Below are 12,382 nucleotides of genomic sequence, written 5' to 3'. Positions count from 1 at the left end.
CTCGCGCTGCGTGAGCACCCAGTCTGCCGAGCCGACGTCCGAGACCGCGCCCGCCGAGCCCGCCTCGGTGCCCGCCCCCGCGGCCGAGCCCGAGCCCGCGGAGCCGGCGTCCGGACCCGTCCACGTCACGATCGTCCTGCCCTGCTACAACGAGCAGGACCATGTGATCGACGAGGTCGAGCGCATCTGCGAGGCGATGGACGCCAGCGGCAAGACCTACGAACTGCTGGCCGTCGACGACTGCTCGACCGACGAGACGCTCGCCCGGCTGCGCGAGGCGGAGCCCCGCTTCCCGAACATGCGGATCGTGGCGTTCCAGCACAACAGCGGCTCGGGCACCGTCCGGCGCATCGGCTCCCAGCAGGCCCGCGGCGACATCGTCGTGTGGACGGACGCCGACATGTCCTACCCGAACGAGCGGATTCCCGAGCTCGTGGACGTGCTGGACACCGACCCGTCCGTCGACCAGGTCGTCGGGGCGCGCACCACCGAGGAGGGGACGCACAAGGTGCTGCGGGTCCCCGCCAAGTGGTTCATCCGCAAGGTCGCCGAGCGGCTCACCAACACCAAGATCCCGGACCTGAACTCGGGGCTGCGCGCGTTCCGCCGCGAGGTGTCGCTGCCGTACCTGCGGCTGCTGCCGCCCGGGTTCTCCTGCGTCACGACGATCACGATCGCGTTCCTGTCGAACCAGCACCCGGTCCGGTACATGCCGATCGACTACGCCAAGCGGGCCGGGAAGTCGAAGTTCCACTTCACCAAGGACGCCTACCGCTACATCCTGCAGGTGCTGCGGATGGTCATGTACTTCAACCCGCTCAAGGTGCTGATGCCGCCCGCGCTGTGGCTGATCGTGATCGGGCTGCTCAAGGGCGTGTTCGACATGGTGGTGCACTTCGGCTACTTCGCCAACAACACCATCATGATCTTCGTGACCGGGTTGATCATCGCGTCGCTGGCGCTGCTCGCCGACCTGATCGTCCGCTCGCGCGGCGACGTCTAGCGGCATGCGCATCGCGATCGTCGGGCCGGCGTTCCCGTACAAGGGCGGCGGCGCCCGGCACACGACCGAGCTGGCGCACCGGCTGGCCGCGGCCGGGCACGAGGTCGTCATCGAGTCGTGGCGCGCCCAGTATCCGAGGTTCCTGTACCCGGGGCGGCAGACGATCGCCGAACCGGAGGGCGAGCCGTTCCCCGCCACCCGGCACCGGCTCGACTGGCGCCGCCCGGACGGCTGGTGGCGCACCGGCCGCGCGCTGCGCTCGGCCGACCTGGTCGTGCTGGTGCTGCTGAGCACCGTTCAGGTGCCGTCCTACCTGGGGATACTCGCCGGTCTGCGGGGGAGGACGCGGGTGGTGGCGCTGTGCCACAACGTCCTGCCGCATGAGCGCAAGCCGTATGACGAGCCGCTGATGAGGCGGCTGCTGCGGAAGGTGGACGGCGTCCTCGTCCACACCGAGGCGCAGGCGGACATCGCGCGGACGCTCACGTCCCGTCCCGTGCGGGTCGCGGAGATGGCCGCGCACCTGCCGGTCGCCGCCGCCTCCGCGCCGGCCGCCGGGAAGGTGCGCCGGCGGCTGCTGTTCTTCGGGATCGTCCGCCCGTACAAGGGCCTGGACGTCCTGCTGCGCGCCCTCGCCGAAGGCCCGGACGAGGTGGCACTGACCGTCGCGGGCGAGTTCTGGGGCGGCCTGGACGAGACCCGCGAGCTGATCGGTTCCCTGGACCTGACCTCGCGGGTCGAACTGCGTCCGGGATACGTCCCGGCGGCCGACATCCCGGGACTGTTCGCCGCGGCCGACGCGCTCGTCATGCCCTACCGGTCGGCCACCTCCTCGCAGAACGTGTGGATGGCCCACGAGCACGGCCTGCCGGTCATCGCCACCGATGTCGGCGGGTTCGGCACGCAGATCCGCGACGGCGTGGACGGCCTGATCTGCGCACCGGACGATGCCGCGTCCCTGGCCGCCGCCCTCCGCCGCTTCTACGCTCCGGGGGAGCCGGAGCGCCTGCGCTCCGGCGTCCGCCCGGTCGACCACGGCCCGCTCTGGACCGCCTATATCGACGCGCTCACAGGTGCGGCTCGATGACCTTCAGCAGTGCGCGCTTCGGCTTGGCGCCGACGATCTGCTCCACGACCTCGCCGTTCTTGTAGAGCAGCAGGGTGGGCAGGCCCAGCACGCCGTACTTGTTCGGGGTGACGGGGTTCGCGTCGTAGTCGAGCTTCGCGATCCGGATCCTGCCGCCCTGCTCCTCGGCGATCTGCTCCAGGATGGGCGCGATCATGCGGCACGGCCCGCACCAGTCCGCCCAGAAGTCGACCAGCACCGGGATGTCGCTGTTCAGGACCTCGTCCGCGAACGTCGCGTCGGTCACGGTGATCGGGGCCGTCATGGTGCCTCCTTCGTCGGCTGCGTCCCCCGCACAAGCTCCTTGGAGTCCTGTTCATTCCCGGTGTCCGGCGCGGTACGTCCGAGCAGGAGCGCGACACCGGCGTTGATGAGGTCGGCGCCGGTCAGCAGCACCCGGGACGCGATCGCGACGACGACGGGGGCGCCGGCCGGCAGCACCGGTGTCAGCACCAGCGTGAGGGCGGCCTCCCGCGCGCCGATGCCGCCCGGCGCGATGAAGACGACGAAGCCGGCGACGAACGCCAGCGCGTAGGCGCCGGTCGCGATGAACGGCAGGCCCTTGCCGTCGCCGCCGGCGGCCACGCACAGCAGCCAGGTGTGCACGCCGAACAGGGCCCAGCCGAGGACCGTCCAGCCGATGGCGCGGAGCGTGACGCCGAGGCTCACCGGGTGCTCCAGCGGCGGGCGCCGGATGAGCCTGAGCATCGTCCCGAGCGCCCAGGTCACGATCTTCGGATGCAGCAGCATCATCAGGACGGGCGCCGACAGGAACAGCCACCAGTACTCGTCGCGGGCCGCCCTGGACGTCAGCGGCAGCGTCACCGCCGCGACCGCCAGCCCGCACGCCGTGGACGTCGCCACCGCCAGCATCGTGGACCCGAAGCTGCGCTCCGGCGGCACCTTGTGCTCGCGCGTCATCTCGATCTGCGTGACCAGCGCCCACACCTTGCCCGGGACGTACTTCCCGAGCTGGGAGATGCCGGAGATGCGGAACATGGCGCGCACCGGCAGCGGCGAGCCGAGACCGGCGAGGAACGTCCGCCATCCGAGCATCCAGACGAAGAGGCCCGCCAGCCCCGCGGCCAGCGCCCCGGCCAGCGCGGCCCAGGACATCTGCTGGAACGCCCGCACCGTCGCGTCCCACTGGGAGGCCACGCTGTAGCCGCAGAACGCCAGCGCGAGTATCACCAGGAACACGCGCAGGCCCCGGACGGCGACGACCTTCATCTTCACGGGCCCCAGCGTAGGCGAACGTGACCTTGCGGCCGTCCGCTCCGCCTACAGTTGGGGACGATGAAGATTTCCGATGTGGTCGCCTTCATGGGCCACCAGGTGCACGTGTGCCGGTACCGCGAGGCGGGGACGCTGCTCGGCTGGATGGGCCGGGACCTGCGCCGCAAGCGGGTCCTCGACGTCGCGGGCGGCGACGGCTACTGGGCGGGGCGGGCGCGCAAACGCGGCGCCGACGCCGTCTCCATCGACCTCGCCCGCGGCAAGATGACCTACGGGCGGACGCTCGCGAACGCACCCGCGCTCATCGAGTGCGACGCGCTGCGGCTGCCGTTCGCGGACGGCTCGTTCGACGCGGTCCTGTCGGTGTGCGCGATCGAGCACTTCGACGACGGCGGCAGGTCCCTGGACGAGATGGCGCGGGTGCTCAAGCCCGGCGGCCAGATCTTCATGTCCGCGGACGTGCTGAGCCGCGCCGACGCCTGGCCGAAACTGCGGGACGCGCACAAGGCCAAGTACCACGTCCAGCACACCTACACCCACGAGAGCCTGCGCAAGCTGATGGACGAGCGCGGCCTGGACCTGGTCAGGTACAGCTACCAGTTCCGTACGGCCGCCACGGAGCGGCTCTACCTGTCGCTGTCCGCCCACGGCGGGAAGGTCGGCTTCAACGCCGCCGCGCCGCTGGCCCCGCTCGTCGCGCTCGCCGACCGCACGGCCCCGAATGAGCGCGGCAGCATCGTGCTTGTTCAGGCGCGTAAGAGGTAGTTGCCGGGGGTGTGGGGGGCGGTCCCCACAATGAAGCGATGACCATGGGGTAGGGGCCCCTGTGACTTACGTGGAATGAGATCACCCGAGCGTGTCCCCGGCGGGCGTAGGCTCGGAGGGTAAAGGGTGATCTACGCCACCGCGCTGGATGGGGGAGTGGACCGTGGCGCCTCGGATTCTGCTCGATGCCACCGCCGTGCCGGCCGACCGCGGCGGGCTCGGCCGGTACGTCGATGGGCTGCTGTACGCCCTGCACGCGCAGGGCGCCGACCTCGCCGTCGCCTGCCAGCGGGCGGACGAGAAACGCTACCGGGACCTCGTTCCCGGGGCCCGGGTCGTCGCCGGCCCGGCGGCGCTGGCGCACCGCGCCACCCGGCTCGCGTGGGAGCAGTCGGGGCTGCCGCACGTCGCCGAACGCGTCGGCGCGGACGTCATCCACCTGCCCACCTACACGATGCCGGTGAGCGCCGTCCTGCCGACGGTCGTGACGATCCACGACGTCACGCTGTTCGCCGAGCCGGAGCCGCACGACCCGGTTCGCACGTCCTACGTCAAGTCGGCGACCCGCACCGCGGCGCGCCGCGCGACCCGGCTGATCGTGCCGTCCCGCGCGACCCGTGACGAACTGGTGCGCGTCCTCGGCGCCGACCCGGCGCACATCGACGTCGCCTACCACGGCGTCGACCACGAGGTGTTCCACCGTCCGTCCGAGGCGGAGATCAAGCAGGTCTCCGGCCGTCTCGGCCTGCACGGCCGCCCCTACATCGCCTACCTGGGGGCGCTGGAGCCGCGTAAGAACGTCCCGAACCTGATCCGCGGCTGGGTCCGGGCCTGCGCGGGGCGCCCGGACGCCCCGGCGCTGGTCCTCGCGGGCGCCGGCGGCTGGGACGACGAGGTCGACGCGGCCCTGGCCACCGTCCCCCTGGACCTGCGCGTCGTGCGGCCCGGCTACCTGCCGTGGCCGTCCCTCCGGGGCTTGTTCGGCGGCGCCCTCGTCGTCGCGCTCCCGAGCCGGGGCGAGGGCTTCGGGCTGCCCGTCCTGGAGGCCATGTCCTGTGGCGCGCCCGTCCTGACCACGCGCCGCGGCCCCCTCCCGGAGGTCGGCGGTGACGCCGTCGCCTACACCGAACCGGACCCGGCCGACATAGCGGACGCCCTGTCCTCCCTCATCGACGACCCGGCTCGCCGTGCCGACCTCGCCGAGGCCGCGCAGACCCGCGCCCGCGAATTCTCCTGGTCGGCGTCCGCGGCGGCGCACATGGCCTCATACCGGCGCGCGGTCGAGCAGTACGCCGCCTCCCGCACCCACTAGGCTCGCTCCAACCGCGTGGAGAAAGGAACCGAGTGGAAGCGATCCTCCTGGTGGGAGGCCAGGGCACCCGCCTGCGCCCCCTGACGATCTCCACCCCGAAACCCCTGCTCCCCACCGCCGGCGTGGCGTTCCTCGCCCACCAGTTGGCGCGCGCACACGCGGCGGGCGTCGAGCGGATCGTGTTCGCCACGTCCTACCGCGCCGAGATGTTCGAGGCGGCCTTCGGCGTCCACGCGTACGGCGTCGACCTCGCCTATGTCAGCGAGAAGGAACCGCTCGGCACCGGCGGCGCCATCCGCAACGCCGCCCGCGCGCTGACCTGCGGCCCGGACGACCCGGTCCTGATCCTGAACGGCGACATCCTGTCCGGCCACGACATGCGCGCCCAGGTGAAGCTGCACGAGGAGTCCGGCGCGGCGGTCACCCTCCACCTGACCGAGGTCGACGACCCGTCCCGCTTCGGCTGCGTGCCCACCGACGCCGACGGCCGCGTCACCGCGTTCCTGGAGAAGACGCCCCACCCGGTGACGAACCAGATCAACGCGGGCTGCTACGTGTTCCGCCGCTCCGCCATCGACGCGATCCCCGAGGACGAGGTCGTCTCCGTCGAACGTGAGACGTTCCCGTCGCTCATCTCGTCCGGCGTCACCGTGATGGGCCACGTCGAGTCGGCCTACTGGCTGGACGTCGGCACGCCCGAAGCGTTCATCCAGGGTTCCCGCGACCTCGTCCTGGGCGCCCTGGCCTCACCCGCCATGCCCGGCGAACCGGGCGAGCGCCTGACCCTCCCCGGCGCCCGCGTGGCTCCGGGCGCCGTCGTGCGCGGCGGTACGACGGTCGGCCGCCACGCCGTGATCGAAGCGGGCGCCACCGTCCTCGGCAGCGTCCTCCTGGAGGACGCGTTCGTCGCCGAGGGCGCCACGGTCCGCGACTCGGTCCTCAGCCGGGGCGCCCGCGTGGGTCCCGGCGCGGTGCTGGACGGCGTGGTCCTCGGCGACGGCGCCGTGGTCGGCCCCGGCAACGAACTCCGCACCGGCCTCCGCGTGTGGCCGGGCATAAAACTCCCCCCGACCGCCATCCGCTTCTCCACCGACACCTGACGGAGATGAGGCAGGGGAGCGACCCCGTTGCCGGGTCCCCGGCGAAGGCCGGGGCGGCCGGGGAGAAGACCGCTGGGCGTCTCCCCGGCCGGGTCCGGGAGTGGCGGCCGCCGTGGCCGCTGGATCTTCTCGGCACGCTGTCGCCGCATCGGCGGGGGCCGCATGATCCGGCGTTCCGGGTCGAGCGGGACGGGGCCGTCTGGCGCGCGTCCCATACGCCCGGGGGGCCGGGGACGCTGCGGCTTCGGTGGGCGGGGGACGCCGTCGAGGCGACCGCCTGGGGAGCGGGGGCCGAGTGGCTCCTGGACGGGGTGCCGGAGCTACTGGGGGCCGATGACGTCCCGGAGGAGTTCGCCGCGCGGCATGACGTCGTCCGGGAGCAGGTGCGCAAGCGGCCCGGGCTGCGGATCGGGAGGACCCGGCGGGTCTTCGAGGCGCTCGTGCCGGCCGTCATGGAGCAGAAGGTGCTCGCGGAGGAGGCCTGGCGGGGCTGGGGGTATCTGCTGCGCCGGTTCGGGGAGCCCGCGCCGGGGGCGCCGCGCATGCGGGTGCCCCCGCCGCCGGAGGTGTGGGTCCGGATTCCCTCGTGGGAGTGGCATCGGTCCGGGCTGGAGGCCGTCCGGGCCCGGACGATCATCGGGGCGGCACGGGTCGCGGGGCGGCTGGAGGCGGAGCCGAGCGGGCCGAGGCTCCGGTCGCTGCCGGGCATCGGGGTCTGGACGGCCGCCGAGATCCGGCAGCGGGCGGCCGGTGATCCCGACGCCGTCTCCGTCGGCGACTACCATCTGCCCGCCCTGGTGGGCCTGGCACTGGCGGGCCGGAAGGTCGACGACGCCGGGATGCTCGAACTGCTGGAGCCCTACGCCGGTCATCGGTACCGGGTCATCCGGCTGCTGGAATCGTCCGGGAGGCGCCCGCCGAGGCGCGGCCCCCGGTTGCCGGTCCGCGACTACCGGTCGTTCTGACCGGCTCGGGGGCCCGGCGGCGGCGCAGCCAGAAGTTGTCCGGGGTCCAGTCGAGGCCGTCGCGGCTGTCCGCGCCGAACAGCGGGCCGAGGACGGCGAGGGCGATGATGAGGGCGAGCACGAGCAGCATGTTCTTGTCCTTTGGGATCGCAGTGGCGTTCCCGCGCGCGGTGCGATCGGGTGAGGCGGGGTCTCCGCCCTTTCCGCCGCAGCTACAGTTTGACTCCGTCCAACATTCAGGTCCAGCGACGATTACTGCAGGGATTGTGTAAGAATCGCTTCACTATGTTGGATCTGGGGCGGCTGCGCGTGCTCCGCGAGCTCAAGCTGCGCGGGACGCTCGGTGCCGTGGCCGACGCCCTCGGATACACCCCGTCCGCGGTGTCGCAGCAACTCGCGCAGTTGCAGCGGGACGTCGGCGTCCCGGTGGTCGAGCGGGCCGGGCGGCGGCTGCGGCTGACCGTGGCGGGCGAGGTGCTCGCCGAGCACGCCGAGACGCTGCTGGCGCAGGCCAAGCGCGCGGAGGAGGCGACGGTCGCGGCGAGCGGCCGGGTCGCCGGGGTGGTGCGGCTCGTGGGATTCCAGACGGCGCTGCTGCACGTGCTGGCGCCCGCCCTGCCGCGGCTGGCGAAGGCGTATCCGGAACTCGTGGTGGACGTCCTGGACGAGGAGTTCCACCGGGTTCTGCAGGCGCTCGTCCTCCAGGAGATCGATGTCGTGCTGACGGACGAGTACTCGCATCTGCCGCGTCCCCGGCGTCCCGAGCTGACGTCCGAGGTGCTCGTCACCGAGATGATGCGGGTCGCGCTGCCCGAGGATCACCCGCTCGCCCGCAGCGGGGCGCCGGTCCGGCTGGCCGACCTCGCGGACTGCCCGTGGGTCACGGGACATGTCGGGACGAACCATGCCGATCTGCTGGAACGGACCTGTGTCGAGCTCGGCGGTTTCCGGCCCGACGTCCGGTACCGGTCGAACGATCTGCTGATCGTTTTCGCGATGGTCGCGGCGGGCGGCGCCGTCTGCCTCATCCCCGACCTGGCGCTCGCCGAGCGGGAGGAGGGCATCGTCGTCCGCGACGTGGCCGACGCCCCGGTGGACCGCCGCATGGTCATGTGGACGCGCGTCGGCGCGGAGGTGCGGCCGTCGGTCCGGGCCGTCCTCGAAGAACTGCGCAAGTCGGCGGACGCCCTGGTGGAACGCCGTCCCAGCTGCGTCCGCGGCGCACCCTGATCAGGTCGCGGGCATCAGGTTCCGATCAGCGGCAGGCGCCGGCCGAAGGTCCCGATCCGGCCACCGAACCGCTTGACCGGCCGGGCTCTGCGGGTAAGGGTCAAAGAACCTGTCACCATTGGGCACACCACCGACCATGGAGGGCACCATGGAATTACTGTGCATCGGCATCGACCCCGAGACCAACGAGGACAAGTGCCCTGCGGTGTTCGTGGACACCGACACCGGCGACTTCGTTCTCGTGGGGTGGACGATGACCGATCACGAAACGCTTGCCAAGGTGGCCGAGCACACCACGGTCGCGGACTACGAGACTGTGGTGAGACTCCCGGCACGGATGCGGGAGATCATCTTGCAGGCACTGGAGGTACCTGATGCCAGGGAACGTCCCGAGCTTCGCTGAGCTGCTCACTTCCACGAAAGGCTCCGCGATCCATCTTGAGATGCGGGACACCTACACCCCGGATGACCCCAAGTTCCTGGCGTGGCGGGAGACAGGCGCCCTCGAAGGGTTCGGCGCGGGCTCCGCGTGGTTCGGCCTCATCCGTGGGGCGGTCGCCCGTGGCGTGACCGTCCGCAGGGCCCGGCTCGTGTCGGAGCCTGTCACCGACTACATCCGTTTCGAGCATGCCGTGACCAGTCTGCACAATGTTCCGGCCGGGGAGCAGGTCCGCTGGCTCTCCCGGTGCCGTGCCTCCGATCTGGCGCTGCCAGGCAACGACTTCTGGGTGTTCGACGACCGGCTGGTGCGGTTCCATCACTTCTCAGGGGAGGGACACGCCCTCGACGAGGAGTTCAGCGAAGATCCGTCGGTCATCAACCTGTGCCTTGCCGCGTTCGAAGCGGTTTGGTCGCGGGCCGTTGATCAGGCCGAGTTCGAGCCGCGGTGACGGTGCCCGTCGTTACGACCGATGTCCTTTTCACCGTCGTCTTCTGTACAGGCCGCCCGTGAAGAGCTGGCCGCGCGCCTGCGTGAGATCCGGCTTGAAGCCGGCCTGACCGGAAAGGCGCTGGCAGGCAAAGCCGGATGGCACCGTACGAAGGTCTCCCAGATCGAGCACGTGGCGCGCCCGCCCTCCAGGAGTGACATCCGCACCTGGTGCCGCATCTGTAACGTCGCGGACGAGGCCGAGGACCTCATAGCCCGACTCCGTGACGTCCAAGGCGGCTACGTCGAATGGAAGCGGCTCCAGCGCACTGGCCTCAGACATCTCCAGGAGTCGGCGCAGGCCGAGTTCGACGAGTGCCGACACATGCGCGTCTACTGTTCCCGGGTCGTGCCCGGCCTGCTCCAGACCACCGAGTACACCCGCGCACTCCTCGGGTTGATCCAGCGGTTCCGCGACCTCCCGGACGATGTCGAGTCGGCGGTCGCGGTGCGCATGGAACGGCAAAAGGTCCTTACCGAGGGAGACCACCGCTTCGCCTTCCTGATCGAGGAGAGCGTGCTGCGCTACCGGCTCGGCGGCACCGAGATCATGGCCGGGCAACTCGGCCATCTGCTGACCGCCATGGCGCTGCCCTCGGTGGCGCTCGGCGTCATCCCCTTCGCTACGACGCGCATCGCTGCTCCACGTCCCGACTTCACCATGTTCGACGCCGAGAACGTCCAGGTAGAACTCCCCTCCGCACTCATCACGGTGACCGCTCCAGGAGAGATCGCGATCTATGCGAAGGCGTTCGAAGAACTGGCCAAGATGGCGGTGATCGGCGCGGACGCACGAGCCCTGATCACTTCGGCGATCAGCGAGCTCGGCTGATTCGCATGTCACACTCGGTCACACTCCTGGCCTGTGGCGCTGCGCCCGGTGGACGCTCTGTGGCAGACGACATGGACGGCCTTGATCTCTGTAGCCCCGGCTTGGAGGCGCGCACCCGGGGCCGCCGCACCACAGATGAGGCGCGCCGCTGGAGGACATCGTGACCATCACCCTGGAACCCGGGCAGGCCAGGCGGACGGCGCCTGACATGCTCTGGCTCGACCTGACCCGCATGTGCCAGCTCGGCTGCGTTCACTGCTTCAACGACTCCGGCCCGACAGGCGACCGTGGCACCATGGCCCGCGGCGACTGGGTTCGCGTCCTTGACCAGGCCGCCGCCTGGGGAGTCCGCCGCGTGCAGTACATCGGGGGCGAGCCGACGATGCACCCGGACGCCGTCTCCCTGGCCGAGCACGCCCTTGACCTCGGTCTGTCCGTCGAGGTGTACACCAACCTCGTTCACGTGTCCGCTTGCTGGTGGGACCTGTTCCAGCGCGATGGGGTATCGGTGGCGACGTCGTACTACTCCGCCGACCCGGCCGAACACAACGCCGTCACTCGGCGTCCGTCCCATGCTCGTACCCGCTCGAACATCATCCGCGCCGTCCAACTCGGGGTTTCGCTGCGCGTCGGCGTCATCGACACCGGCGACCGCGACCGGGCCGAGCGGGCTTGCCACGACCTGAACGCGATCGGTGTCGCGCGGATCCGCGTCGACCGGGTACGGGCGTTCGGCCGTGCCGACGCCGACCAGGCGCCGACCGCCGCCGAGTTGTGCGGCCGGTGCGGGGAAGGCCGCGCCGCGATCGGTCCGCACGGTGAGGTCTCGCCGTGCGCGATGTCCGGGTGGATGAGCGTGGGCAATGTCCATGAGGAACCGCTGGCCACTATCGTCGGCGGGACCGCTATGGCCGAGGCCATCGCCGCTATTCGCGCTGTCCCCCGCACGGGTGCTTGTGACCCCGATCAGGAATGCACCCCGGGACATCCGGGAAGCGAATGCAACCCGCGCACCTGACAGGAGATCCAAGTTGAATGATCTTCCCGGCCCGGCCCGACTCGCTGAGGCGCTGTACCCGCACACGGGCGCGCTCATCTCCGTCGAGCCGACCGAGCGCGGATTCTCCTCGGACCTCACCGCCCTGGTGACCGGTGAGAAAGGCGCATGGTTCGTCAAGGCCGTTCGCAACCGTCCCGGCGGCCGGCGCGATTCCCTGGTCCGGGAAGGGCTCATCAACCCGTGGGTGCATCCGATCTCCCCGGCTGTGCAATGGCAGGCCGAGAGCCCGGAGTGGATCGCGCTTGGCTTCGAGATCGTCAGAGGCCGTCACGCCGACCTGACAGCGGGCTCGGCCGACCTGCCCATGGTGGTGGAGTTGCTGAACCGCATCGGTGATCTGCCACTACCGGAACTCGCCGCAGACTGGCATGAGACCCGGTGGGACCGGTACACCGACCAGCCTGAGCTGTTGCGCGGGGAAACACTGCTGTACACCGACATCCACCCGTCCAACATCATCATCGGCGACCGGGTATGGGCGGTCGACTGGGCGTGGCCCACCCGGGGCGCCGCTTTCATCGACCCGGCGCTCCTGGTCATCCAACTCGTCGCGGCAGGGCACAGCCCTGAGCAGGCCGAAGGATGGGCGTCCGCCTGTCCGTCGTGGAAAGGCGCCGATCCCGCGGGGATCGATGCGTTCGCCGACGCCAACGCGTCCATGTACGGGACGCTCGCCGACCGGCGTCCCGACGCCACGTGGCTCGGCGCGATGGCCACGGCCAGCCGCGCGTGGGCGCGTCACCGGGCGGGCATCGGCGATGGATCACGTCCATAGCCGCGCGTTCGCATGTGGAGGCCCCCGCCACGACGATGGCGGGGGCCTCG

Annotated in this window: 14 protein-coding genes; 12 read left to right on the top strand and 2 right to left on the bottom strand. The window is 71.1% G+C overall.

The genetic code is table 11. The annotated features are described in order from the left end of the window. The first annotated feature begins 67 nt into the window (after nucleotides 1-67). Together ACQP1N_RS28970 and ACQP1N_RS28965 are read left to right on the top strand one after the other, a co-directional pair. Complete coding sequence (locus ACQP1N_RS28970) at nucleotides 68-1,003, top strand: glycosyltransferase family 2 protein (protein WP_242608622.1); 936 nt, start codon at nucleotides 68-70, stop codon at nucleotides 1,001-1,003. A 4-nt stretch (nucleotides 1,004-1,007) separates the two neighbouring features. After that, the gene (locus tag ACQP1N_RS28965; protein ID WP_433227661.1) at nucleotides 1,008-2,090 is read left to right on the top strand and encodes a glycosyltransferase family 4 protein; all 1,083 of its coding nucleotides are present in this window, start codon (nucleotides 1,008-1,010) and stop codon (nucleotides 2,088-2,090) included. Here ACQP1N_RS28965 and trxA read toward each other — a convergent pair. After that, on the bottom strand, nucleotides 2,071-2,394 hold the full coding sequence (gene trxA, locus ACQP1N_RS28960; protein ID WP_067805837.1) for a thioredoxin: 324 nt from the start codon (nucleotides 2,392-2,394) through the stop codon (nucleotides 2,071-2,073). The genes ACQP1N_RS28965 and trxA overlap by 20 nt on opposite strands. Beyond that, nucleotides 2,391-3,359, bottom strand: coding sequence for a lysylphosphatidylglycerol synthase domain-containing protein (locus ACQP1N_RS28955; RefSeq protein ID WP_433232832.1), 969 nt, complete (start codon nucleotides 3,357-3,359; stop codon nucleotides 2,391-2,393). The genes trxA and ACQP1N_RS28955 overlap by 4 nt, the downstream gene beginning before the upstream one ends. Before the next feature lie 66 nt (nucleotides 3,360-3,425). Here ACQP1N_RS28955 and ACQP1N_RS28950 point away from each other — a divergent pair, with 66 nt between their 5' ends. The 10 genes from ACQP1N_RS28950 to ACQP1N_RS28905 all read left to right on the top strand — a co-directional run bounded on the left by ACQP1N_RS28950 (nucleotide 3,426) and on the right by ACQP1N_RS28905 (nucleotide 12,332). Continuing rightward, a complete protein-coding gene (locus ACQP1N_RS28950; protein ID WP_067805834.1) occupies nucleotides 3,426-4,130 on the top strand; it encodes a class I SAM-dependent methyltransferase in 705 nt (234 codons plus the stop codon). A 163-nt stretch (nucleotides 4,131-4,293) separates the two neighbouring features. Beyond that, nucleotides 4,294-5,442, top strand: a complete 1,149-nt coding sequence (locus tag ACQP1N_RS28945; protein ID WP_433227660.1) for a glycosyltransferase family 4 protein — start codon at nucleotides 4,294-4,296, stop codon at nucleotides 5,440-5,442. 32 nt (nucleotides 5,443-5,474) lie between these two features. Beyond that, on the top strand, nucleotides 5,475-6,542 hold the full coding sequence (locus ACQP1N_RS28940) for a sugar phosphate nucleotidyltransferase (protein WP_067805832.1): 1,068 nt from the start codon (nucleotides 5,475-5,477) through the stop codon (nucleotides 6,540-6,542). Between the two features lie 5 nt (nucleotides 6,543-6,547). Then, the gene (locus tag ACQP1N_RS28935) at nucleotides 6,548-7,507 is read left to right on the top strand and encodes a DNA-3-methyladenine glycosylase family protein (protein WP_242608616.1); all 960 of its coding nucleotides are present in this window, start codon (nucleotides 6,548-6,550) and stop codon (nucleotides 7,505-7,507) included. A 285-nt stretch (nucleotides 7,508-7,792) separates the two neighbouring features. After that, nucleotides 7,793-8,737, top strand: a complete 945-nt coding sequence (locus ACQP1N_RS28930) for a LysR family transcriptional regulator (protein ID WP_433227659.1) — start codon at nucleotides 7,793-7,795, stop codon at nucleotides 8,735-8,737. 148 nt (nucleotides 8,738-8,885) lie between these two features. Then, nucleotides 8,886-9,140 (top strand): hypothetical protein, encoded by a 255-nt coding sequence (locus tag ACQP1N_RS28925; protein ID WP_433227658.1) that lies wholly within the window; start codon nucleotides 8,886-8,888, stop codon nucleotides 9,138-9,140. Next, on the top strand, nucleotides 9,112-9,627 hold the full coding sequence (locus ACQP1N_RS28920; RefSeq protein ID WP_433227657.1) for a DUF6879 family protein: 516 nt from the start codon (nucleotides 9,112-9,114) through the stop codon (nucleotides 9,625-9,627). The genes ACQP1N_RS28925 and ACQP1N_RS28920 overlap by 29 nt, the downstream gene beginning before the upstream one ends. A gap of 21 nt (nucleotides 9,628-9,648) precedes the next feature. Then, on the top strand, nucleotides 9,649-10,497 hold the full coding sequence (locus tag ACQP1N_RS28915) for a helix-turn-helix domain-containing protein (RefSeq protein WP_433227656.1): 849 nt from the start codon (nucleotides 9,649-9,651) through the stop codon (nucleotides 10,495-10,497). Between the two features lie 160 nt (nucleotides 10,498-10,657). Next, nucleotides 10,658-11,515, top strand: coding sequence for a radical SAM protein (locus ACQP1N_RS28910; RefSeq protein ID WP_433227655.1), 858 nt, complete (start codon nucleotides 10,658-10,660; stop codon nucleotides 11,513-11,515). Continuing rightward, nucleotides 11,454-12,332: a protein kinase gene (locus tag ACQP1N_RS28905; protein ID WP_433227654.1), complete on the top strand. Its 879-nt coding sequence runs from the start codon at nucleotides 11,454-11,456 to the stop codon at nucleotides 12,330-12,332. The genes ACQP1N_RS28910 and ACQP1N_RS28905 overlap by 62 nt, the downstream gene beginning before the upstream one ends. Nucleotides 12,333-12,382 lie beyond the last annotated feature (50 nt).

Source organism: Actinomadura formosensis, assembly GCF_050948385.1.
Classification (GTDB): domain Bacteria; phylum Actinomycetota; class Actinomycetes; order Streptosporangiales; family Streptosporangiaceae; genus Spirillospora; species Spirillospora formosensis.
Note: the sequence above shows the minus strand (reverse complement) of the source record. Positions and strands in the feature narration are given on the sequence as shown.